We start from the raw sequence: 22,315 nt of genomic DNA on the forward strand, positions 1-22,315 counted from the left end.
TGAACTATTACAATCACGAGCGCATCAAGAAAAAACTAAAAGGCATGAGCCCGGTACAGTACCGAACTCATGCCTCACAGGCTGCATAACATAAATGTCTAACTTTTGGGGGTCAGTTCATACATGGATTTTTTCCGTGTAAGAGCGGTCTTTGTCGTATCTAGTCCTCGTCTTCTGGACTCGGGGCACGCACCATGCTGGTCGCCAAGGTTTGCGTAACCGCCGCTTCCTTCAGCTTCCATTGGCCTTTGTGCCATCTCCACACTGATGTGACATAGCCTAGTGTGTCAGCGTTGGCGATACCTGTGATGCGCTGAACACCTTTCAGCTCACAGTAGCCATCCCGATCCACATCGATAGGCTTCAGCAAGCTGTACGCATCTACATTTACAATGAAGGGTTTGACAAGCTTCCCTTGCTTATAGATGCCGAATTGATCGTAAGCTTCCTTCCGATCTGCAATATCGAGGGTAAAGGATTTGCCGGTCTCCTCGATTTTCATCTTCACCTTATAATTATTCTTAAAGGTCGCTTTGACATGCAGCGGTTCCGGCATCGGGATTGCGGTGGGCACGTTATTTTTGAGCGAATAAATGTAATTTGAGGTAAACCCGCCACTGCCGCCGGTATCGGATGTCACATAAATCTGAGGCAGCTTGTCATGGATAAAATCACAAAAATCCATCTTCGGATTATACCCGCCTTCCAGCGGAATCACGACCTGTGCCTGGCCTTGTCCAGTGACGGAGATAAACAGCTTGTCATAATAGGGGCTATTCAGGTCTGATTTCAGACCGACAAGGGAGACCATATCTAATTTGCCGTCGCCTGTGACATCAATCTCACGCGTCTGGATGAGCTGACCTTGCCCACTCTGTGGAGGCGCTAGTTGTGAGGGGGGCGAGGGTACCTCTTGCGTGAAGGTGAAGGCCTCTGCCGACCCACCAAAGCTTAAAGCGCCGCTCAAGAGCATACCCATCGCTGCTACGCGCAGTGGGATCATAAAACCTTTTCTAAACCGAGACATCGTTCGCACTTCCCATCATCGAATTAAATTCGGTTTATTATTCCAAATTTTTCAATAAGGTATGCGGAAACCAATTACAAAAGGGGCGGTCTGCGATAAAGTGTCGCCTGCTCGAAGGCATACGCAAGCTTAATCAGCGTCGGTTCACTGAATGCTCCGGCTGCAAACATGACACCCATTGGCCCTTTACTTGTGTAACCAGCGGGTACAATCAACAGTGGATAGCCTGCCCTGGCGGCAATATCCTCGCCTTCATCTTTGGGAAAAAACAACGCATCGAGTTGATACGTCTGAAGGGCATGATCAATCCCTTGTGCTCGTGTGAGCTCTTGATACCTATGGAGACTCGTCAAATACGCCTCTTCCGTAAGCGTACCGTTCGCATCCTCTGACCAAATCAACGTATCCTGCCCGTAGACCAGCGCCTGATCAGCATGCCGTTCATTGAACGCAATAACCTCTTGTAAGGAATGTACAGGCGTCTTGGACGGATCTAGCTTGGCCAGATAGGCGTTGAGATCTCTTTTGAATTCATAGAGCAGCACATCGTAGTTCCAGAGGGCATCTTGGCAAGGAAGCGCCACATCATCTATGATAATCGCACCTTCGTCACGCAAAACTTGAATAGCCTGCTCCGCGATCTGACGTTCTTCCTCATCCAACTGCCCATAATACCAACGGGGAATCCCTATTCTGGCTTGTTGGAGCCCTCGGCGATCAAGATAAGGCGTATAATCCCCATGGCCCCGACCATCGCTAGCTATACTATGTGCATCCGCTGCGTCTACACCCGTCATGACGCTGAGCAGCACAGCCGCATCACACACAGTTCTCGTCATTGGACCCGGCGTATCCTGGCTGCTGGCAAGCGGAATAATGCCCGAGCGACTTAACAGGCCCACCGTTGGCTTCAAGCCGACAAGACTGTTATGCCCCGCTGGATTGACGATAGATCCAGACGTTTCAGTACCGATAGCTCCCACTGCAAAATGCGCCGCAACCGCCGCACCAGACCCCGAGCTGGAGCCTCCAACTTCGTAAATGCCAGGTCCATACGGATTGACCACCTGTCCGCCTCTTGAGCTATATCCGGATGGCATCGCAACGGCCATGAAATTGGCCCACTCTGTCATATTCACTTTGCCCAGCAGTACCGCACCAGCCTCACGCAGTTTGGCAGCGACGAAAGCATCTTCTGTCGCCATATGCTCCGCCAAACTAATCGACCCAGCACTCGTATGCATCCGGTCAGCAGTCTGAATGTTGTCCTTTAGCAAAATCGGAATCCCATGCAATGGCCCCCGGCTCCCACTTTCTCCACGTTCTCGATCTAGTTCTTCCGCGATTGCTCCTGCATCTGGATTCAACTCTAGCACTGCATTAATTTTGCCATTATAGGTGTGTATTCGTTCCGTATAGTAAACAACCAAATCTACAGAGCTGATTTCCTGCCGTTCCATCGCAAGTTGAAGTGTGACAATATCCGCATTTGCCATCCATTCGTCCGAAATATGCGCCATCAACAACCGCCGCCTCTCCACTATTCATGCTAAACTAATTCCCTAAGCTTTCGGGTTTCCCTTCTTAAAGGCAGCGATTCCCTAGCTGCTTCCGGCAAAGTAGGCAACAAAGGATTTACATCTGTATAATCGAATAATGAATAAAGAATATACGACCAGAATTAATGAGGTGTTCCTTTTGAAAATAGATCGTTTACTCGCCATCACCATGCTGTTGCTTAATCGTCGCCGTATTAGTGCCAAAGAGCTTTCCGAGCGGTTCGAGGTGTCTATGCGCACGATTTATCGGGATGTGGAGGCCATTAACCAAGCAGGCATTCCGGTAGTTTCCTATGCAGGACTCAGCGGTGGTTATGAAATTATGGACCAATACCGGCTGGATCGTCAGTTTCTTTCCTTGGAAGAGCTGCAATCGATCATCATCGGCCTCAAAGGAATTCGTGCTTCCGTCCCCGATCAGGAAATCAGCAATCTGCTGGATAAGGTCGGCGCACTCGTCGCCAAATCCGAGCAACCCGATGCAGCTAGACTGGGCAACCAGCTTATTCTTGATATGAATCCATGGAGCAGTGGGCATCAAAACACAGAGCAGCTGACAGCTCTTCGCACCGCAATTAAGGAAACAAGACTCGTTACCTTTTCCTATCTTTCATCCCAAAGCGAACCGTCCGTGCGAACCGTAGAGCCTATGGGCATCGTGATCAAAGGCTTCGGCTGGTATCTGTACGGCTACTGTTTGCTGCGCGAGGATTTCCGGGTTTTTCGCTTATCCCGCATGAATGGCATCGACGTGCTTTCCCAAACATTCGAACGCAAACAAGAAACGTTGGAAAAGCTTGATTATCGTCGAGGCCAACGAGACCCTTCCACCCTCATTACGCTCGTGCTGCACGCGCAACCGAATGTTAGGGCGCAGATCGAAGACTACTTCCAACCTGAGGATGTGACCATGCAGCCCGATGGAACACTCATGATTAGAGCGACGCAGCCCGATGAACCTTGGCTGCATGGCATGCTGCTCAGCTATGGCCCAAGCCTGCGCATTCTAGAACCTGCGAATATCGCTGCCATCATCAAAGAAAAGGCCGAAAAAATAGTCGCCCTCTATTCGAATCACTGACAATCAGTTGTCAGTATTGTATGTCTATACTGGGAAAATGAGGTGTGCGTATCAACTAAGAACATGCACCGATATGAAACTCTGCCCCTGCTGACAACGTATCCATAGTGGAATGCCATGCCAGTGATGCTAGGTTCTTTGGCGAAAATACCAAGACCATGCTAAAGATGCCAGTTTACTGGAGAAAAAAACAAAACCCATGCTAGTGATGCCAGGTTTCCTGGCGAAAACTTTGAGGAGGACAACCCCCATGATTAAAATGATTGAAGATTTTGCAACCGAATATACCCGCGAAGCGCAAGGCACCCAGCGCGTTATGGACGCCCTAACGGATGCTTCCCTTGCTCAGAAAATCACACCTGAACTCCGTTCGCTTGGACAAATTGCTTGGCACATCGCCACAACGGTTCACGAGATGCTATCCCGCACGGGACTGACATTCGCTGCACCTGAAGGCGAAGAGATTGCTCCCGCTTCTGCCCAAACCATCGCTGACACCTACCGTACCTCTGCTGCCGCAGCCATCGACGCGATTCAGACGCAGTGGACCGACGCAAAGTTGTTCGAGACAAGCGATATGTACGGCGATCAGTGGCCGAACGGGCTTACACTGCGCGTCCTCATCTCCCATGAAATTCACCACCGCGGTGAAATGATCGTCTTGATGCGCCAAGCTGGATTGCGCGTTCCTGATATTTATGGTCCGACGAGAGAAAGCTGGGTTGAGATGGGGATGCAACCTTTGGTGTAGGCGGTGCCTCTTGCAGGTTCAACACCACCATGTACACCTGCTTACGCCTATTCGTCCTCTGCCCAACGGCAGAGTGACAGGTAGCGTACACCCATTCGCACACACCTCCGCCCTAGTGGCGGAGCTACAAGCAGACTGCAACCAATCTAACACCTCCTCCGCTCTAGCGGTGGAGCTACAAGTAGACTGCAACCAATCTAACACCTCCTCCACCCTAGCGGCGGAGCTACAAGCAGACTGCAACCAATCTAACACCTCCTCCGCTCTAGCGGTGGAGCTCCTGTGGAATAGATGGATTTTCTGTAGTTAAATTTAGCGGAATGAGCCTTTTGAGACGAATATCTGGATTTCCTACAGCTAATCTGAAGCATTTGATCCAGAATGGCACCTAACAGCCGAAATAGCAGGAGTTTTTCCAGTTAATCTGCGAATTGGTTGAAATACGACGACATTAGCTGTACATTTTCCAGTTATTATTGGGTGACGTCTGATCGAATCAAGTCATCTAAATAAATCTCGTTCAAACATAGAAAGAGTTGCCCCTCAATTCCTTAACGGAATGGTGGAGCAACTCTTTTTCGCTTATTAGGTATGTTATTCTCCTACAGCCTACCCACCGAACCATCCTTATACCCGACGATTACCTGACTAGCCATCCCGATAAAAAGCCCATTCTCCACAACACCCGGAATCCCGTTGATTACCTGATGCAGCTCAGCGGGGTTAGGGATGCTTCCGAAATGACAATCGATAATATAATTCCCGTTATCCGTCACAAATGGCTGATGGTCAGCAGTTCTAACTTTCGGCTCGCAGCCTAGTGCTTGGAGCTTCCGAATCGTCAGTTCATAGCCAAACTTTACAACTTCAACAGGTAATGGAAATGCGCCGAGCTGCGGCACAACTTTACTTTCATCCACCACGATTATCAGCTTTTTACTTGAAAATGCGACGATTTTCTCCCGCAGGAGCGCGCCTCCCCCGCCTTTGATTAAGTGCCAAGCCGTGTCGACTTCGTCGGCCCCATCTATCGTGACATCGATTTCTGAGATATCTGCAAAAGGAATAAGCGGGATCCCCAACTCCTTAGCCAAGTTCTCAGAGGCTACTGAGGTAGCTACGGCCTGAATGTGCAGACCATTTTGCACCCGTACACCAAGCCCTTGAATCGCCCAATAGGCCGTTGATCCCGTCCCCAAACCGACGATCATCCCATCTCGAATCTCCGTAATTGCTAGCTCTGCTGCTGCTCTTTTCGCTTCCACTTGTACACGCTCCTCACATCTACTGATTGAATTCTTTGCAACTAGTTTAACACATAAAAAGAAAACTCAACGAACGAGCATCGTTCAAGCAAGATGGTATGCGAAGATTCTTCTCATGGGCTATACTGGAAAAAAAGGAGGCGATCCGCGATGCATAATAAAACGGTACTCATCACCGGAGCTAACTCCGGCATGGGCCTTGCCACAACAGTGGCATTGGCTAAGCTAGGCGCCAACGTCATTATGCTCTGCCGCAGCAAGCAAAGAGGCGAGCAGGCGCTCACCGAAGCACGTCGCCAGAGCGGCTCCGAGCGCATTGAGCTGATGCTCTGTGACCTCGCGTCACTGGCGAGCATTCGCGCTTTTGCGGCGGCGTTTCTTGCCAAATACGACGTGTTGGATGTGCTCGTAAACAACGCTGGTGTCGTCACCGTGAAGCGGAAAACCACAGCAGATGGCTTCGAGTCCATGATGGGTGTCAACCATCTCGGCCACTTTCTGCTGACCCAGCTTCTGCTGGACGCTATCATCCGCGCTCCGCAGGGGCGGATCGTCAATGTCTCTTCCGGCGCCCACAAAATCGGGCGCATCGATTGGGCGAACCCTCACCTTCAGCGAGGGTTCCGGGTCTGGAACGGATACGCCCAGTCGAAGCTGGCGAATATCTTGTTCACCCGCGAGCTCGCGAAGCGGCTCGCAGGCACTTCAGCCACGGCCAACTCGCTCCATCCGGGAGCCGTGGCCACGAACATCGGTGTCGATCGCGACACCGGGTTTGGAAAGGCCGTGCATGCGATGATGCGGCCGTTTTTCTTGACGGCGGCGCAGGGCGCGGACACGGCGGTGTTTCTGGCCTCAAGCCCGGACGTGCAGACGGTCAGCGGCGAGTACTTCTACAGACGGGCGATTGCGCCTGTTTCCGCCCGAGCCAAAGACGACGCGCTAGCTCGTCAACTTTGGGCTTGGAGCGAGGAGCAGGTCGGACTCACCAGCGGCGCGTAAGAGCCGCATTGGGGGATGCACCCTTGCTAACTGCGGATAGCTGCTCCTTTATAAGGGTACGTTATAGGGAGCATTTACCTTATCTTCGGAGTGTGACGCCCCTTGGACTTCTTTCACAGTCAAGAATCACTGACTATCATGCAGTGGATTTTACGTGCAGTCGTAGGCTACTTTTTTCTGCTCATCACCGCCAAAGCCTTAGGCCAACGCTCGATCTCTCAGCTGCGTTTTCTCGACTTCGTCATTGCTCTCATTCTAGGTAATATCATGGCACACCCGCTCTCTGATGAGCATCTAGGTTTAATAGGATCCATGATCACGACCGTTGCGCTCGTAGTGCTCTATCTCATAACCTCTTGGCTGAGTCTCAAATGGAACTTCCTCAAACATCTCTTTGAACCGTCACCCCTGACGCTTATTGAACACGGAAAGCTTCGCATGGGTGGCCTGCGCAAAGCCAAAATCTCGGTCGACCACCTCTTCTCTGAGCTTCGCAAGCAACAAGTGGAGGATATCGAGAAAGTGGCGCTCGCTTTGTGGGAGCCAGGCGGAATGGTTTCCGTATTCCTTGAGCCGCAGCATCAAACGGTGACCGCCAAAGATATGGCCATCCCCAGCGATGCTTTCTCCCTCGTGAAGCCACTGATCATACAAGGCGCCTATGATAAAAAGCTGCTCGCACAGCAGGGGAAAGATCTAGCTTGGCTGGAGGCGCAAATGCAAGCTTTACAGGTTGATATGGGGCACGTCGTGCTCGCTACGATAGACGACCAAGACCAAGTCCGCGTGTACACGGAGATGGACACGCAAGAAAAAGGCGAATTGACGCTGCATTAAGCGTTGAATCGTCTTTTTCTTTTGGCTTTTTAGCTGTGCAGGTTATATGGCTGTTCCATTGTTCCGCCCCCTCTAGGGGCCAACTGGAGCTCCCTACCCAACTTTAGATGGATTTCTTACAGCTAATTTCTTCGTATATAACCGTTTTCCTAATCTAGATGGAAAAACTCCATCTAATTCCTCTCTATTCCCCTCATTCCGCTTAAATGTGCCCATTTAGCTGTACTTTTTCCTGTTAATCGCCTCAAAGTGGCATGCACAGCAAAATTAGCTGCATGAAATCCATTTATTTTATAATTTCTGCCCGTGCCGTGACCCTCCCCCCTTCCCTTGGATAACCTTATTATGTTATTATGTAATTACGTAATTAAATAATATTAGAATTCAGAAGAGGTGATCTGTTTGACCACAACACGAGATTATGGCAATGAGTTAGATGCTTTGCAAACACAAATGAACCAACTGGGACAGTTAGTTCAGCAATTACTGAAACGGGATGCACAGGAATCCCCCCCTCCTATGACACACACCCAAGAGACCTTCGCTTCGGCTGAGCTAGGCCGTTTATTTTATTCTGGGCAGTATCGGGGAGAGAATGCGAGCTACCGTTGGGAGCTGCAGGACAAACAAGTCAGCCAGTTGCTCCAACTCGATGGCGATAAATCGGCCAAAGTGTTAGTAGCGCTTGCGCATAAGCAAAGATTGGATATTTTACGATTAGTATTACAAGAGCCTCTAAACGGACCCGAGCTTGTGGAACGCTTGAATATGGGAACAACGGGCCAGCTTTATCATCATATGAAAGCCTTAGTTGGCGCGGATTTGCTCGTCCAAGAAGAGCGAGGCGGAACGTATGCGATTCCAGGACATCGCGTACTTCCTCTGCTTTTACTCCTGGCCGCGACTTCAGATCTAATGGATACAACAGACTACATCGCAATGACAGAGGTACGAACGAATGCCCCTGCCTACCTAGGCGGGGCCGATGATGTCTATAACCCGCACCTGCTGCTATGGGCTGTCGTGGAGAACTCCCTATTGGAGCATCAGCATGGCACATGTACGGAGACTAGTCTCATTTTACATGAGGATGGCAGTATAACTGTCTCGGACAATGGCCGTGGCATCCCTGTTGATGCCTTGCCTGGTGTAGAATTACCTCGTGTTCAATCTGTTCTGACGGATATGAGCCACCTGCGCGGGAGTGCCCAGTTCTTCGCCCCAGGCAGTGAAAAAGGTATCAGCATGCCCGTCGTCAACGCACTGTCCAGCAAACTTGCTGTCACGATCAAGCGGGATGGTTGCATTTTTCAGCAACACTATAAGCATGGTATCCCTCAGAGTGTGGTTCAAACGGTAGGAGTGACCAAGGAAACAGGAACGAGTGTGACTTTTTTGCCAGATCGCGATATATTTCACCAGCCGTTTGACTTCAGTTTAATCCAAAAGGAAAGCGATGAGCTGGCACTTAACTATCCGAACTTAACTATCAGGGTGTGGAGCGACTCCAGCGTATAAATCTTACTATGCAAAAATACCCCGCCTCTGCTCAGGCTTCGCTCCCTTTAAAACGGGAAACGAGCCCTGCTGCAAGGCGGGGTATTTTACGGTATCTAATCACATAAATCGTTTTTCTACTTTTTTGCTAATAAACAGAGAAATCGCAATGAATAACGCCACGTAAATAAGCTGATAGGGATGATCCATGAACCGCTTCAGATCGTAACCAATAAAGCTAACGGACATAACCATCACCGCTTTCCCCGCAGCAACCGCCACTAGGAAGGAGCGGAACCGCATCCGCACCAGCCCCGCCGCCATATTAATGACCACGAAGGGTCCCAAAGGAAATAAACTAAGGATAAAGACGTAATTGAACGCTTGGCGCCGCGCCCAGTTGAGGCTTTTTTGGACGTTTGGTTTCTGCGACCAGCGCACGAGATACGGGTGGCCCGCCACCTTTTTCACAATCGCAAACGTTACTAAGCAACCGCACACAATACCGATCCAGGAGTACAAAAAACCGAGCCATAATCCGTACACAGCCGCATTTACACTAATGATCACCAGTGTTGGGAGCGGTGGAATGAAAGATTTCATAAAAGGGAGCAGCAGCCCGGGCAACGGACCGAATGAACGGTATTTGTCCAGAACTAGCATTAGATTCTCTTCGGTTAAATAGGATAAGAGCTCTTTGATATCCATATGGCGTGAAAAGTCGACAAGTTTCGACGTTTCCTCTCCTCTCGTTCATATGGCACGATTATAGCACGACGGCCCCAATCTGCGCACGATTAAGCACAAAACAAGCCGACACTGGATGCAACCAGTATCAGCTTGGGGTACGTACTTATGTGAAGTTGTGGGACTTATTTGAACTTATCTGGGAACTGCTTGATAATCCCATTCGACAACATGTCGGCATACATAATCATATGATCTTCCCCTTTGTCGAAGGCAAGAATATCCGCTTTCCAATCCTTTTTCAGCCTCGCGGTGACTTGATCCGTAACGAACTGCAAGTGTGCGTACAGCATGTCCTGCTGTTCTTTCTGTGACCAGTTCGGGTTAGCGGCGCTTAGAAATTTGGCGATATCATCCGCATTCCGGTACCACTCTTTATTAAATTTGGCTAGTTCAGCTTGATTACCAGCCTTAGCCGCATCTATTACGCCTCCTGCTAATTGGATGTGCTCCCTCAACAGTTCAGCTAACTTATTCCCGGCCGCCTCTCCATAAAAAGGCTTCACTGCATCACCGATGTCCTGCTGATTCTTCAGCAGCCTATCCAACACGTCTTTCTGATCCTCAACCCCAGCAATCGCACTAATGGTGTAGCTCCTTGTCCAGCCCACATGATCGACCCAAAGTCTCCGCAAGTCTTGATTAAGCTTGACCTTCGAAGGAGTTATACAAAGTGCAGAACCAGGCTCTTTCCCAGCAGCATGTGCGCCAATCGGAAGTAAAGTGAAAGACAGAACCATCGTTACAAGCAGCGTTACTACTAAGAACCTTCGTTTCATAAAAACCTTCTCCTCTGCAAACAATTCTCGAACATGGTTTATTTTGAGGAAAAGCTTACGTTTTTATGCCCGTTCTCTCATTTAGACTAACTTGGCATTCTGATTATGGAGTTGTATCTTCGCTCGTGGACGGTGGTGCAGCACATAGTACAAAGCCGCGGATAGCAACGGAACGAGCCCTGCGACGACATACATCATGCGATAATCCGACACGGTAGCGATCATTCCCATGACATAAGACCCTAAGCCATACCCAAGGTCAAACAGCAAGAAAAAAGTCCCTGTTGCACTCCCTCTGCGGTGTTCAGGGGCCAGTTTCATCGCTAAAGCTTGGAAACACGGTAAAAGCGCACCATAACCTACGCCCATGATGACTCCCGCTACCAAAACCATCGTTGCCGAGTGCGCTTGGCTTAACAGGAGCATACCTACTGCAAACAAGATAATTCCGGGATAATACAGATAATGCTCGTTATATGAGTCGAATATTTTCCCAATCAGCGGCCGGAAAACCACGATCATCAGCGCAAACACGACAAAGAACGTACCAGCAACTTGAGATTGATGAATTTCTACCGTAAACGAGGACATAAAGCCAGATAAAGAGCTATAGGCAAAAGCTAGAATATATCCCACTACCGAAATAGGCAGCGCTTTGGGTTCGATAAAATCACTCCATTGCAAGCGTCGTTTCTCCCGTTTTTTAGGCTCCACAGACTGCAACGCTTCTTGGCTTTCCTTCGGCACTCTCATACCCAGCGTGAAGAGGAGTGAGAGCGCAGCAATCACGCAAATCGCCAAGAGCAATACATGGATGTCCTTATCTTTCCATAAAAATAGACCCAGCGCAGGCCCGATAACCATCCCGACACTCATGAACATGCTGAAATAGCCCATTCCCGTACCTTGACGTGAATTGGGAACGAGTGACGATGCAATCGTACTCGTCGCTGTCGAAGCGATCGCATAGCTCATGCCGTGAATGAGGCGAATTACCAGAAACATGAACATCCCCTTCGCACCGAAATAGCTGATGCAAGCCAATAAGAAAATGACCATTCCGATGATGGCCATTTTCTTCTTACCATATCGATCTACCCATTGCCCTGAGAATGGCCTAATCAACACCCCGCCGATGACATAAATCGTAATCGACAATCCCATCTGCTGTTGATCACCGTGCAAACTATCCTTTACATATAGGGGAAATGCCGTAGCTAAAATATAAAAGGTAAGAAACATGAAAAAACTGCTCATACATACGACAACAAAATTTTTCGTCCAAATTCTCTCTCTAGTCAACATATGTGCTCCATTCTCCACAAAGGTTTTCTGTCTGTTGAACTAGTATAAGAGGGATAATCAATAAAGTATAATACATATTATATGATAGAATGATCACATCAAAGTTATGAGAAAATTTCTATCGAGGCCATTCAAAGATGAGCGACCGCGTTTAGATGTACATTTTATCGCCAATCAGAAAGCGAGGATCCACATATGGAATTCCTACAGCTTCATTATTTTCAGACCGTCGCACGCCTTGAGCATATGACCCAAGCTGCCAAAGAACTCAATGTCTCACAACCTTCACTCAGCAACTCCATCCAGCGGCTGGAGAAAAAGTTAGGTCTCCCTTTGTTCGAGCGTCAAGGCCGGCATGTGAAATTAAATGCCTTCGGGAAGACGTATCTCCGCCGCGTTGAGCAAGCTTTTCTGGAGTTGAAAGAAGGTGAGCGGGAGATCAAGGATATGGCTGGACTCGACCATGGCGTCGTTTCCCTTTTTGTGTCCCTTCCTTACGTGCTGCCGACTCTTCTCAAAGAATTCTTGACGATCCACCCCCATGTCAGAGTCATCCAACGTCAGCTGGCTTCTGCCTTGGAAATGAGAAACGATCTCGAGAATGCCGAAATTGATTTCTGCATTTCTTCCACACCGGTAATCGGACCAGATATTGAATGGCTTACGCTCGTTGAAGAAGAGCTGTATTTGACCGTCCCGCAGGGACACCGTTTTGCGTCCAGAGACAGCATACGCTTAATAGAAGCAGCTAATGAACCCTTCATCTCTCTGTCCTCTCAAGCGAATTTTCGGGAAATTACAGATGGTTTCTGCCGACAAGCGGGGTTCGAACCGCGCATCGCGTTCGAGCTTGAGGAAGTCAGTGCGATTCAAACGCTAGTCGAAATGGGGCTCGGCATTACTTTCACCCTACCACTCTCCCTAGGGAGAAGAGCTTCCAATCCTGACACCGTTCAGTTAAAAATAACAGAACCCTACTGTCACCGTACCTTCGGCATCGCCTGGAATCGCAAGCACTACCTCTCACAGGCGGCCATTCATTTCCGTGAGTTTGTGATTGCTTTTTTTAAGCAAGGTTAGCTATGAATAAAGACCCTCAGCGATCTGCTGCGGGTCTCTTCATTATGGTCTCCGCTCAAAAGCAAGACGAACAGCTAACCCCGTCAACACGCTTCCCATCAGCCACCGCTGGATTTGCAGCCACTTCGGACGTGTGCCGAACCATCCAGCGATTCGGCTTGCCGTTAGCACGATCACGAGGTTCACCGTGAAGCTCACCGTGATTTGCGTGAGTCCTAGCGCCGCGCTTTGCAGCAGTAGAGAGCCCCGAGCAGGGTCCTCAAATTGAGGCAAAAGCGACACGTACAGGACCGCAGCTTTCGGATTGAGCAGGTTGGTCATGAAACCCATCAAGAAAAGCTTCTTGGGCGGGTCAACGGGGAGATCCCGTGTAGTCAGCGCGGACCTAGCACCCGGCTTTACAGCTTGCCAAGCCAGCCAAAGTAAGTAAGCAGCTCCGGCTAGCTTTACAGCGTCGAACACATACGGTGCTGCCAGAAACAGCGCTGACAGCCCTAACATCGTAGTCACGATGTAGACCAGGAAGGCGAGTATAATGCCGAGCAGTGAGATGATCCCCGCCATCCTCCCCTGCGTGACCGAGCGTGAAATTAAGTAGATCATATTAGGTCCTGGCGTGCACACCATTCCGAGTGAAACTATGGCAACAGCCAGAAGCGTCGTGAAAGTCATGTCGAGATGTTCTCCCTTCAGCTATAGGTTTAATAGGTGTAGGAGCAAGCTTTTTTGAACATGCATCCGATTCTCCGCTTGCTGATAAATGATCGATTGCTCCGATTCAATCACATCTTCTGCGATTTCGAAGCCGGGATGAATAGGCATATCATGCATGATATACGGTGAATATTTCCCTAGACTGCGCTTGTTAATCTGAAAAGGCATCATGATGTCAATTCTTCTCTCTTTCTCCTCTTGGTAAGCCGCGTCCGAGAAAAACTCCATATCGACCCATGTATCTGTATAGATAAAGTCAGCCCTTTTCATCGCCACAGACAGTACTTCAACTTCCTCAACGTATCCACTTACGTAGGCTCGCTGCATGAGTTCTTCATCCCACGAAGCTTCATTGACGATTGGAGTTACCAGCAATAGTTTGATACCCAAAGTCATACAACCTGCAACTAAGGAATTCACAACATTATTATGGATGCCAACATAGGCTAGCGTTACGCCTTCAAAAGTTCCTCTGACTTCATAAATCGTCATTAAATCGGCCAGCGCTTGGCAGGGATGGTACATATCGCAGCAGCCATTGATCACCGGCACCTGTGAAAACGCAGCTAATTCTAATAAATCGGCATGTTTTTTGAGTCTTGCCATGATCACATCGCAGTTCCTTGATGCATAACGAGCTTCATATTGTATTGGAGAGATACTGAAATTGCTGGCATCCCAATCCATATTTACCGCATAGCCGCCCAGTTGATGAATACCTGAATGAAAGGAAAGCGCCGTTCGGGTCGATGATTTCTGAAAAAGCATGAGCAGCCCTTTGCGCTCGCAGTGGTTGTAGTAGGTCTTTGGATTGTTTTTGATCACTATACCTGTGCGAATAATAGACAACAAGGCAGCTTTGTCGAGCTCTTGTAAAGATAAAAGGTGTTGCAACTCCGTCACCACTTTCGTATATTTATTCATACTTATGTATTTTTATACATTTTAGGCGGAGTAGGGTTAGGTGTCAATAGGCAGTGGGGAAATTGGTAACCCTTCACAAAACGAAACTTAACATGTGGACTATCAAACCTTCTAGCATAGCGAGGAGAGGACTATTTCCGTAGAGGGAAGGCAGCCGATACATACGCAGCAACCCTGAGGGAACGAGCAACCCTAACCAAATAAGTCGCCCCCCAATTCCTTGAGGAATTGCGGGACGACTTATTTGGTTGGAATGAGACTTGAAGGCGTTGCGAAGAAGCTATTCTCGAAGAGGCAAGCGCAATAGATGGAAAACCTCCAGTTAAATCCCGATCAATTCCTCCATATGGCAGATTAACTGGAAAACCTCCATCTATATCTGCCGAAAATCCCCATTGCGCGGAATATGGCTCATATTAGCTGTAGAAACTCCAGTTAATTTCGCAAAAAGAACTATTTAGGCTAAATTAGCTACAGGAAATCCAGTTATTTCATTTGCAGATCGCATAAATGATATGGAACAGGTTTGTGTGATGGAAAGCCTATATCTACGGCTTAAGCCTCCAGCGGATGAACCGCCTCATGGAGCATCTGCTCCAGCTCGGCGGTATATGCCGCTGTCTGCGCTTCACTCCAGCCGAAGCGCTCTGCCAGGAAGGCCGTCGCAGGCGCCTTCCACTGCCTTGCCCACGCGATATCGAAGAAGAGGGCGCCCGTACGGCGGATGAAGAAATCCGCCGGCTTTACGACCATCTCGCGCTCCACCGCGTACACGAGCGCAGCGAGCACCGCGGCAGGCATGCCCAGCCGCGCGGCCTCACCCCTGTGCTGCTCCAGCAGCGCGAATACGGTGTCCACGTTGGACCCGTATCGCTGCGCGAGCAGCATCGCCTCAGGCTCGGTCAGCCCCAGCCGCAAGCCTTGGCTGACCTTGCCGCGCAAGAACGGCGCCAGCTGCGCGGAGCCGCCCACATCGCCGCCGGATATCGGCAGCGTCTTCGTACGGCTCGGCGGGAGCGCCGCCGAGACCTTACCCTCCGCCACCAGCATGGCGGCGATCTGGTTCACGACCGACTCCGCCATTTTGCGGTAGCCGGTCAGCTTACCCCCGGCCATCGAAATGAGGCCGGAGCTAGAGATGAAGATTTCGTCGCGACGCGAAATCTCGGAAGGATCCTTGCCCTCCTGATGGATCAGCGGGCGCAGCCCGGTCCAGCTCGATTCGACGTCAGCCTCCGTCAACCCGAGGGACGGAAACATCTCATTCGCGGCACGCAGCACGTAGGCGCGATCAGCCAAAGTAATACGGGGATTCGCAATATCCCCTTTGTAGTTCGTGTCGGTCGTGCCGACATAGGTTTTGCCATCGCGTGGGATCGCAAACACCATCCGCCCGTCCGGCGTATCGAAATAGATCGCCTGCCCCAACGGAAACCGGCTCTGATCAAAAACCAAGTGCACCCCTTTGGTCAAATGCAACGTTTTGCCCTGCTTCGAACGGTCCATTTCGCGAAGGGTATCCACCCACGGCCCCGCCGCATTGACGATTTTACTCGCAAACAGCGCGTACGAAGCTGATTGATCACTCGAATCTTTCCCTTCTATGCCGCCAGAGAGCTGATCCATAACCCGCACCCCAACCAAGGTGCCATCCTTCACGATCAATTCCTCAACTTTGGCATAATTCACCGCCATCGCGCCGAGTTCCACCGCTTTTTTCATAACCTCAATCGTTAATCGCGCATCATCCGTACGATACTCCACATAGTAACCGCCGCCTCTAAGATCCTTCTTTTTGAGCAAAGGCTCGTGCTGCAAAGTCACGTCAGGGCTGAACATCTTACGCCGTTCCGAACGCTTGACCCCCGCCAAGAAATCATAAACGCGCAGCCCGAGCGAAGTAGATAACTTGCCGAACGTCCCGCCTTTATAAAAAGGCAACAGCATCCACTCCGGCGTCGTCACATGAGGGCCATTTTCATACACAATCGCCCGTTCTTTCCCGACCTCGGCTACAACCTTCACGTCCAGCTGCTTCAAATATCGCAGTCCACCATGCACCAATTTTGTCGAACGACTCGACGTCCCTGAAGCAAAGTCCTGCATCTCAATCAACGCCGTGCGAAGCCCGCGACTCTGCGCATCCAGCGCAATACCCGCGCCGGTAATCCCCCCGCCAATTACAATCACATCGAATTGTTGCTGCGCCATCGCTTCAAGCGTCTCTTTTCTTTTCAACCCGCTAAATGTTTTATCTGCTACGTTTTTATGTTGTCCAGCTTCCATTTGTCCTGTTGTCATGCGAATCTCTCCCTTTTTATGAATATGAAAAAACCACAACCTACCTATCACGTTTGCACGTTTAGGTCCGCTGTGGTTTCTCCTGGTCTCCAACCGAATATGAACTTGTTAGGTGTAGTATATCACGATATGCCTTTATTTAAAAGCAATTGCGGCATTTACCGCCTTTTTCCATCCGTTATATAACTTTTCTTGCAAGTCCGCTGCCATTTCCTGTTCAAAAGCCCGATCCACCTGCCACTGCGCGGCAATTTCCGCCTGATCTTGCCAGAAACCAACCGCGAGACCAGCCAAATAAGCCGCCCCTAACGCTGTCGTTTCATTGATGACCGGACGCTCAACCGTGACACCCAGCATGTCGCTTTGGAACTGCATGAGGAAGTCATTTTTCACCACACCGCCGTCAACTCGCAGCTTCGTTAGCTCAATGCCTGAATCATCTTCCATGGCTTTCAGCACGTCTTTCGTCTGATACGCAAGGGATTCTAAGGTTGCCCGGATAAAATGCTCCTTCGACGTCCCCCGTGTCAGGCCAAAAACCGCGCCCCGCACATCACTATCCCAATAAGGCGTCCCAAGCCCCACAAAGGCGGGAACCACGTACACACCCTCGGTGGACACGACTCTTTTCGCATATTCCTCGGAATCCTTCGCGGATTTGATCATGCGCAGCCCGTCTCGCAACCATTGGATCGCCGAGCCCGCCACGAAAATACTTCCCTCCAGCGCATACTCAACCTTCCCGTTCAATCCCCATGCAATGGTAGTCAAAAGGCCGCTGCGCGACGGAATCGCATGATTCCCTGTGTTCATCAGCATGAAGCAGCCCGTGCCATAGGTGTTTTTGGCCATCCCTTTTTCAAAACACGCCTGACCGAACAAAGCCGCCTGCTGATCGCCAGCCGCACCTGCAATCGGAATCGCCGCTCCAAAGAATAGGTTTTCCTGCGTATGCCCATACACCTCGGACGACGAACGAACCTCCGGCAGCATTGCCGCGGGAATGTCCAAATGCCCCATCAGCTCCTCGTCCCACTTCAGCTCGTGAATGTTGTAAATGAGCGTCCGCGAAGCGTTTGAATAATCGGTGACATGAGCCTTGCCACCCGTTAGCTTCCAGATGATCCAGGTATCCATCGTGCCAAAAAGCAAATCTCCCTGCTCGGCCCTTGCCCTCGCTCCCTCGACGTGATCGAGGATCCATTTGATTTTGGTCGCCGAGAAATACGCATCAATCAGAAGTCCCGTTCGCTCCCGAAACAGGTCGTTAAGCCCCTGCGCCTTAAGCTCTTCACAAATATCTGCCGTCTGGCGAGACTGCCATACAATCGCATGGTACACCGGCATCCCCGTATGCTTATCCCACACGACAGCCGTCTCTCGCTGGTTCGTAATCCCGATTCCCGCAATCTCCGTAGGCTGCACCTCAGACTCGGACAATAACGTCGCGATCACGCTCTGAATCGACAGCCAAATTTCGTTCGCATCATGTTCCACCCAGCCTGGTTTCGGAAAATACTGCTTAAATTCCTGCTGAGAGGTGTGCACGATACTTCCTTTTTGATCAAATAAAATCGCTCTAGAACTCGTTGTCCCCTGATCAAGGGAAAGGATATATGAGGGCTTGGATCCCGTTGTTGTCATCATTGATTATGCCTCCTTGTTACGCCATCGTAATGCTTCCAAAGCTCGTGGTTCGAGGTCGTCACCGCCGTTGCACCTGCCGCAAGCGCCCCCTCCACATCATCAATGGAACGGATCAGTCCGCCTGCAAAAATCGGAATACCCGAACGCTCCTTCACCTCTTTGATAATGTGCGGAATGACACCTGGCATCACCTCGATGTAATCCGGCTGCGTACGTTCGAGCAGGGTGTAACTTTTGTCCAGCGCCGAGCTATCCAGCAGAAAAAGCCGTTGAATCGCGAGCAAGCCATTCTGTCTTGTCTTCGTAATCACATTGCCACGTGTCGATATGATACCCGCAGGGCGAATGCTTTGGCATAGAAATTCAGCTGCGAACTCGTCGTTTTTCAGTCCCTCGATGAGATCCGCATGAAGCAGCATCTTTTTCCCATGGGCTCGGCCTAGGTCGACAATGCTTTTGAGCTGGCCAATATGACTGTCGAGCAGCACGATATACGTGTAAGACGACTTCATGAGCTTCTCTAAATCCTTCATCTTACGGATGGCTGGTAAAATACACTGATCCTGCAGCGACATGCGCTTCACCTCGATTTTCTGAACTTCTGGACATGACCGCCATGACAAAAAGACTCACCAAGATTTGCCTCCAATATTCAAAGGGCAATCCGAGTGAGTCTCCTGTTCTCCGTCACATGTTATTAACTTATCTGTATTTTACTCAAAGGAGGGACGCCATGTCAATGGTCGATGGCTGGACCCTGCGCTTAATTAGATAGGGCCTTTCGTACAGCCAAAATATATTTTGACTGATCGAGCGGATTAACGCCGCGCCGTTTGCGCTCTGCATGGACATCTGTCGGACTTGGCTGATACCCTGCAAAAGAGGACGTAATCACGCCGCGCCCGCCCGACATTGCGCTAAGCTTCACGGGATATTCAAGCGACGTCGCTACTGGCAGCCGCCCCTCTAGGACGAACCGGCCACCCGCGATGCTTGGCGCATCAAAGGTTGCCCTCATTTGCACAAGATCGCTAAGTACCTTGCCGCCGAACTCTTCTGGCACGGTAATACGCACCTGCAGCATCGGCTCCAGCAGCGTCGTGCCTGTCTGTGCGAGACCTTGCATAATGCCCATCGGCGTCGCAACCGCAAAATCTAGCGGGTGCGTGTGCCACACGTGATGCTCACCCTCTAGAAGAGTCACCTTCACATCGGTGACTTCCCAACCGAGCAGCCCCTGCTGCAGCGCCTCCGGCACGCGGCGCGCAACTTCGTTCTGGTACTGTACGAGCAGCTGCTCGCCGCGTACCTGTGACTCATACACGAGCCCGCTGCCTGGCGCACCCGGCTCGATGCGAAACCGTAAGATCGCCCAGCACGGCTTGGGCATCGTATAAGCTATAAAGCCTTCGCCTACTTGTGAAGGCGTTTCTTTATAAATAACTGAAGGTTGATCGAACCTTACCGCGAGGCCGAAGCGCGAGCTCAAGAGACTCGTCAGAATCTCGAGCTGGATCGCGCCCATGACCTTGACGTGCAGCTCGCGCTCATCTTGCAGCCACTGCAGGTCGAGCAGCGGATCTTCGTCCGTGAGCTCCTGCAGCGCGGCGACGAGCGCCGGATACTGCGCCTCGCTCGCGGCGTGCACCTGCACGGTCAGCAGCGGCACCGCCATGCGCGGCGCAGGCGGCACGCTGTCCGGCCGGCCGAGCACATCGCCGATCCGAACCTGCGTCAAGCCGCAGACGGCCGCGATGTCGCCCGCCGCCACCACGCCTAGATCCTCGGCTTTGCGCCCGTCGATGCGGCGAATCTGGGTCACCTTCTCCTCCACGCCTTGCGTGGCATTGACGACGGTGTCCCGGTTACGCATCGTCCCCTCGTAGAGGCGGACGTACGCCATGCGCCCCATGGTCTTGTCGCGCTCGACCTTGAAGACCACAGCCGACAGCGGCTGCTCTGCGTCGCCGCGCGGCTCAGGCAAGTAATCGAGGATCGCTGCGAGCAGTTCCTCGATACCTATTGCTTTGCTGGAGGCTCCGACCAGCAAAGGGAAAGCCTCACCCTGCCGCGCGTAACGCTGCAGGGCTACCTTGACCTCGTGCGCCGCGATGGGCGCACCTTCAATGTAGCTCGTGAGCAGCGGCTCATCGAGCTCGGAGAGCTTTTCGACCGCGGCTGCGAGGTCGAATCCATGGAGCGCGCCGACTGCGGGCGGCGCGTCATCCAGTACGTTCCGCGCGCCGCGGAACGTGTCCTCAAGGCCCAGCGGTGCATAGATTGGCACCGCCATCCCCGTAAGCTGCTTATGAATCTCTTGCAGGACGCGTTCGGGGTCAGCCCCGACACGGTCCAATTTATTCATATATAGCAGCGTTGGGATTTTAAGCGCTTGCAGCGCATGCCAAATCATTTCTGTCTGCGACTGTACGCCCTCCACCGCAGAAATAATGAGAATCGCTCCATCCATCACGCGTAAGGAGCGCTCTACCTCCGACAAGAAATCGACGTGACCTGGCGTATCCACCAGATTGATCCATGTATTTTGCCACACTAGACTTGTCGTTGCACTCCGAACCGAAATTCCCCGCTCACGCTCCACGTCCAGAGAATCCGTCTGTGCCGTCCCGCTATCTACACTGCCTAGTGCGCGAATACGCCCGCTTAGATATAGCAAATGCTCCGTAGTTGTCGTTTTCCCCGCATCCACGTGCGCAAAAATCCCCACGTTTCTTCTCGATCTTATGTCTTTAACATCCGTCATGCTGTTCCGTACCCCTTTGGCTTTCATTCTTTCTTCTATTATACTCAAAGAGAGTTCGTTTGGATAAGCCTGCCAATCCACTCTTTCTGCGTAAAGATTTAAGGAGAATGTGCCGCCGTTTGGAAATGATTTTGCTGAGGAGGAATTGTCATGCACCCGCCCGCTGTGCCAACTACAACCATTCAACTTCATAACCAGCACCCTGCCATCATCGCGCTATCTCAAGCTGACCCGAAATTAGCAAGGTTGATCGAGCTCATCGGTGAACTCACACTTACACCGAGCTTTCGCCCCTATGAGTCTCTCGTCATGTCGATTATTTCCCAACAACTATCAGCTAAAGCTGCATTAACGATCAAAACGAGGGTTAAACAGCTCATCCCCGCCATTACGCCAGAGGATGTTCTAGCCACGGATGAGGAAGCCATCCGCCAATGCGGAGTCTCTTATCCCAAAATCCGCTACATCCGCGACCTTAGCACCAAGGTACTCAGCGGTGAAGTCATGTTGGACCAGCTCCAAGATGTAGATACCACAGACCTACTGAAGCAGCTAACGAGTGTCAAAGGCATCGGCGTCTGGACTGCTGAAATGTTTCTCCTCTTCACCTTAGGCCGACCCGACATTCTATCGCTCGGCGATGCTGGTTTGCAGCGTGCAGCCCGCTGGCTGCATGGGCTTCCCGAGCGCCCCGACAAAAACTACTTAGGCGTCGCCGCCGAAGGCTGGGCTCCTTATCGCAGCTATGGTTCGCTTTATTTATGGCGCGCCATTGACACGGGACTTGTTGATTCCGGCCTGCCGGTGGAAGCATGTGAGAAGCCGATGCAGGCTTAGTGAAACTCAACACCTGCTGCCGAATGAGCAGGAACTTCATTTCCGACCGATTACGGCATCTTCAGGAAAATAGGCAAGCTAACTTTGCTTATTCCGTCTGCCATGAGCAATCTCTACTAATAAGACCTCAAATCGTGCTTATTCTGCGCCTATCCATAAATTTCGGGCGCGTTTGTGACAAATAAGCACGCTAACCTT

Annotated in this window: 20 protein-coding genes; 8 read left to right on the forward strand and 12 right to left on the reverse strand. The window is 50.9% G+C overall.

Translation table 11 applies throughout. The features are described from left to right. The coding region (locus HQN88_RS31165; protein WP_173116737.1) for an IS3 family transposase at positions 1–89 on the forward strand (89 nt) is incomplete at its 5' end. Positions 90–160: 71 nt separating this feature from the next. Here the strand turns inward: HQN88_RS31165 and HQN88_RS31170 are convergent. Beyond that, the gene (locus tag HQN88_RS31170) at positions 161–1,027 is read right to left on the reverse strand and encodes a hypothetical protein (RefSeq protein ID WP_173119644.1); all 867 of its coding nucleotides are present in this window, start codon (positions 1,025–1,027) and stop codon (positions 161–163) included. 74 nt (positions 1,028–1,101) lie between these two features. Next, positions 1,102–2,547, reverse strand: a complete 1,446-nt coding sequence (locus HQN88_RS31175) for an amidase family protein (RefSeq protein ID WP_173119646.1) — start codon at positions 2,545–2,547, stop codon at positions 1,102–1,104. 178 nt (positions 2,548–2,725) lie between these two features. On the opposite strand from HQN88_RS31175, the gene HQN88_RS31180 reads away from it, so the two are divergent. Both HQN88_RS31180 and HQN88_RS31185 read left to right on the forward strand, forming a co-directional pair. Then, positions 2,726–3,667, forward strand: coding sequence for a helix-turn-helix transcriptional regulator (locus HQN88_RS31180; protein ID WP_246320557.1), 942 nt, complete (start codon positions 2,726–2,728; stop codon positions 3,665–3,667). A gap of 199 nt (positions 3,668–3,866) precedes the next feature. Then, on the forward strand, positions 3,867–4,418 hold the full coding sequence (locus HQN88_RS31185; protein ID WP_338118549.1) for a DinB family protein: 552 nt from the start codon (positions 3,867–3,869) through the stop codon (positions 4,416–4,418). A gap of 602 nt (positions 4,419–5,020) precedes the next feature. Here the strand turns inward: HQN88_RS31185 and rpiA are convergent. Then, positions 5,021–5,683, reverse strand: coding sequence for a ribose-5-phosphate isomerase RpiA (gene rpiA / locus HQN88_RS31190; protein WP_173119650.1), 663 nt, complete (start codon positions 5,681–5,683; stop codon positions 5,021–5,023). Positions 5,684–5,833: 150 nt separating this feature from the next. Between rpiA and HQN88_RS31195 the strand changes: the two genes are divergently transcribed. The 3 genes from HQN88_RS31195 to HQN88_RS31205 all read left to right on the forward strand — a co-directional run bounded on the left by HQN88_RS31195 (position 5,834) and on the right by HQN88_RS31205 (position 9,040). Continuing rightward, positions 5,834–6,685: an SDR family oxidoreductase gene (locus tag HQN88_RS31195; protein WP_173119652.1), complete on the forward strand. Its 852-nt coding sequence runs from the start codon at positions 5,834–5,836 to the stop codon at positions 6,683–6,685. A gap of 102 nt (positions 6,686–6,787) precedes the next feature. Beyond that, complete coding sequence (locus HQN88_RS31200; RefSeq protein WP_173119654.1) at positions 6,788–7,522, forward strand: DUF421 domain-containing protein; 735 nt, start codon at positions 6,788–6,790, stop codon at positions 7,520–7,522. A gap of 402 nt (positions 7,523–7,924) precedes the next feature. Next, positions 7,925–9,040 carry an ATP-binding protein gene (locus tag HQN88_RS31205; RefSeq protein WP_246320558.1) on the forward strand — a complete coding sequence of 372 codons (1,116 nt, stop codon included), beginning with the start codon at positions 7,925–7,927 and terminating at the stop codon, positions 9,038–9,040. A 99-nt stretch (positions 9,041–9,139) separates the two neighbouring features. Here the strand turns inward: HQN88_RS31205 and HQN88_RS31210 are convergent, their stop codons facing one another. The 3 genes from HQN88_RS31210 to HQN88_RS31220 all read right to left on the reverse strand — a co-directional run bounded on the left by HQN88_RS31210 (position 9,140) and on the right by HQN88_RS31220 (position 11,850). Beyond that, positions 9,140–9,727 carry a TVP38/TMEM64 family protein gene (locus HQN88_RS31210; RefSeq protein ID WP_173119656.1) on the reverse strand — a complete coding sequence of 196 codons (588 nt, stop codon included), beginning with the start codon at positions 9,725–9,727 and terminating at the stop codon, positions 9,140–9,142. A gap of 164 nt (positions 9,728–9,891) precedes the next feature. Continuing rightward, the gene (locus HQN88_RS31215) at positions 9,892–10,545 is read right to left on the reverse strand and encodes a glycosyltransferase (RefSeq protein WP_173119658.1); all 654 of its coding nucleotides are present in this window, start codon (positions 10,543–10,545) and stop codon (positions 9,892–9,894) included. A gap of 81 nt (positions 10,546–10,626) precedes the next feature. Next, positions 10,627–11,850, reverse strand: a complete 1,224-nt coding sequence (locus tag HQN88_RS31220) for an MFS transporter (RefSeq protein ID WP_274318804.1) — start codon at positions 11,848–11,850, stop codon at positions 10,627–10,629. 195 nt (positions 11,851–12,045) lie between these two features. Here HQN88_RS31220 and HQN88_RS31225 point away from each other — a divergent pair, with 195 nt between their 5' ends. Further along, entirely contained in the window at positions 12,046–12,930 is an 885-nt protein-coding gene (locus HQN88_RS31225; protein ID WP_173119662.1) for a LysR family transcriptional regulator, read from the forward strand. A 42-nt stretch (positions 12,931–12,972) separates the two neighbouring features. Here the strand turns inward: HQN88_RS31225 and HQN88_RS31230 are convergent, their stop codons facing one another. From HQN88_RS31230 to HQN88_RS31255, 6 genes are all read right to left on the reverse strand, one after another. Continuing rightward, positions 12,973–13,602, reverse strand: coding sequence for a LysE family translocator (locus HQN88_RS31230; RefSeq protein ID WP_246320559.1), 630 nt, complete (start codon positions 13,600–13,602; stop codon positions 12,973–12,975). Positions 13,603–13,623: 21 nt separating this feature from the next. After that, entirely contained in the window at positions 13,624–14,538 is a 915-nt protein-coding gene (locus HQN88_RS31235) for a Rossmann-fold NAD(P)-binding domain-containing protein (RefSeq protein WP_173119664.1), read from the reverse strand. A gap of 585 nt (positions 14,539–15,123) precedes the next feature. Next, positions 15,124–16,869, reverse strand: a complete 1,746-nt coding sequence (locus HQN88_RS31240; protein WP_274318803.1) for a glycerol-3-phosphate dehydrogenase/oxidase — start codon at positions 16,867–16,869, stop codon at positions 15,124–15,126. Between the two features lie 135 nt (positions 16,870–17,004). Continuing rightward, positions 17,005–18,513, reverse strand: coding sequence for a glycerol kinase GlpK (gene glpK / locus HQN88_RS31245; RefSeq protein ID WP_173119808.1), 1,509 nt, complete (start codon positions 18,511–18,513; stop codon positions 17,005–17,007). Continuing rightward, positions 18,513–19,091 carry a glycerol-3-phosphate responsive antiterminator gene (locus tag HQN88_RS31250; protein WP_173119809.1) on the reverse strand — a complete coding sequence of 193 codons (579 nt, stop codon included), beginning with the start codon at positions 19,089–19,091 and terminating at the stop codon, positions 18,513–18,515. Before HQN88_RS31250 ends, glpK begins: the two co-directional genes overlap by 1 nt. A 188-nt stretch (positions 19,092–19,279) precedes the next feature. After that, positions 19,280–21,280, reverse strand: coding sequence for a GTP-binding protein (locus HQN88_RS31255; RefSeq protein ID WP_173119811.1), 2,001 nt, complete (start codon positions 21,278–21,280; stop codon positions 19,280–19,282). 150 nt (positions 21,281–21,430) lie between these two features. On the opposite strand from HQN88_RS31255, the gene HQN88_RS31260 reads away from it, so the two are divergent. Then, complete coding sequence (locus HQN88_RS31260; protein WP_173119665.1) at positions 21,431–22,117, forward strand: DNA-3-methyladenine glycosylase family protein; 687 nt, start codon at positions 21,431–21,433, stop codon at positions 22,115–22,117. Positions 22,118–22,315 lie beyond the last annotated feature (198 nt).

Origin of the sequence: Paenibacillus qinlingensis, assembly GCF_013204845.1 — a bacterium.
Taxonomy (GTDB): Bacteria; Bacillota; Bacilli; order Paenibacillales; family NBRC-103111; genus Paenibacillus_E; species Paenibacillus_E qinlingensis.

Coding starts and splice junctions, on each gene's coding strand:
- HQN88_RS31185 (WP_338118549.1), top strand. CDS start 3,867: ATGCTAGTGATGCCAGGTTTCCTGGCGAAAACTTTGAGGAGGACAACC.
- HQN88_RS31170 (WP_173119644.1), bottom strand. CDS start 1,027: ATGTCTCGGTTTAGAAAAGGTTTTATGATCCCACTGCGCGTAGCAGCG.
- HQN88_RS31210 (WP_173119656.1), bottom strand. CDS start 9,727: ATGGATATCAAAGAGCTCTTATCCTATTTAACCGAAGAGAATCTAATG.
- HQN88_RS31175 (WP_173119646.1), bottom strand. CDS start 2,547: ATGGCGCATATTTCGGACGAATGGATGGCAAATGCGGATATTGTCACA.
- HQN88_RS31220 (WP_274318804.1), bottom strand. CDS start 11,850: ATGTTGACTAGAGAGAGAATTTGGACGAAAAATTTTGTTGTCGTATGT.
- HQN88_RS31195 (WP_173119652.1), top strand. CDS start 5,834: ATGCATAATAAAACGGTACTCATCACCGGAGCTAACTCCGGCATGGGC.
- HQN88_RS31260 (WP_173119665.1), top strand. CDS start 21,431: ATGCACCCGCCCGCTGTGCCAACTACAACCATTCAACTTCATAACCAG.
- HQN88_RS31215 (WP_173119658.1), bottom strand. CDS start 10,545: ATGAAACGAAGGTTCTTAGTAGTAACGCTGCTTGTAACGATGGTTCTG.
- glpK (WP_173119808.1), bottom strand. CDS start 18,513: ATGACAACAACGGGATCCAAGCCCTCATATATCCTTTCCCTTGATCAG.
- HQN88_RS31250 (WP_173119809.1), bottom strand. CDS start 19,091: ATGTCGCTGCAGGATCAGTGTATTTTACCAGCCATCCGTAAGATGAAG.
- HQN88_RS31240 (WP_274318803.1), bottom strand. CDS start 16,869: ATGACAACAGGACAAATGGAAGCTGGACAACATAAAAACGTAGCAGAT.
- HQN88_RS31225 (WP_173119662.1), top strand. CDS start 12,046: ATGGAATTCCTACAGCTTCATTATTTTCAGACCGTCGCACGCCTTGAG.
- HQN88_RS31230 (WP_246320559.1), bottom strand. CDS start 13,602: ATGACTTTCACGACGCTTCTGGCTGTTGCCATAGTTTCACTCGGAATG.
- HQN88_RS31255 (WP_173119811.1), bottom strand. CDS start 21,280: ATGACGGATGTTAAAGACATAAGATCGAGAAGAAACGTGGGGATTTTT.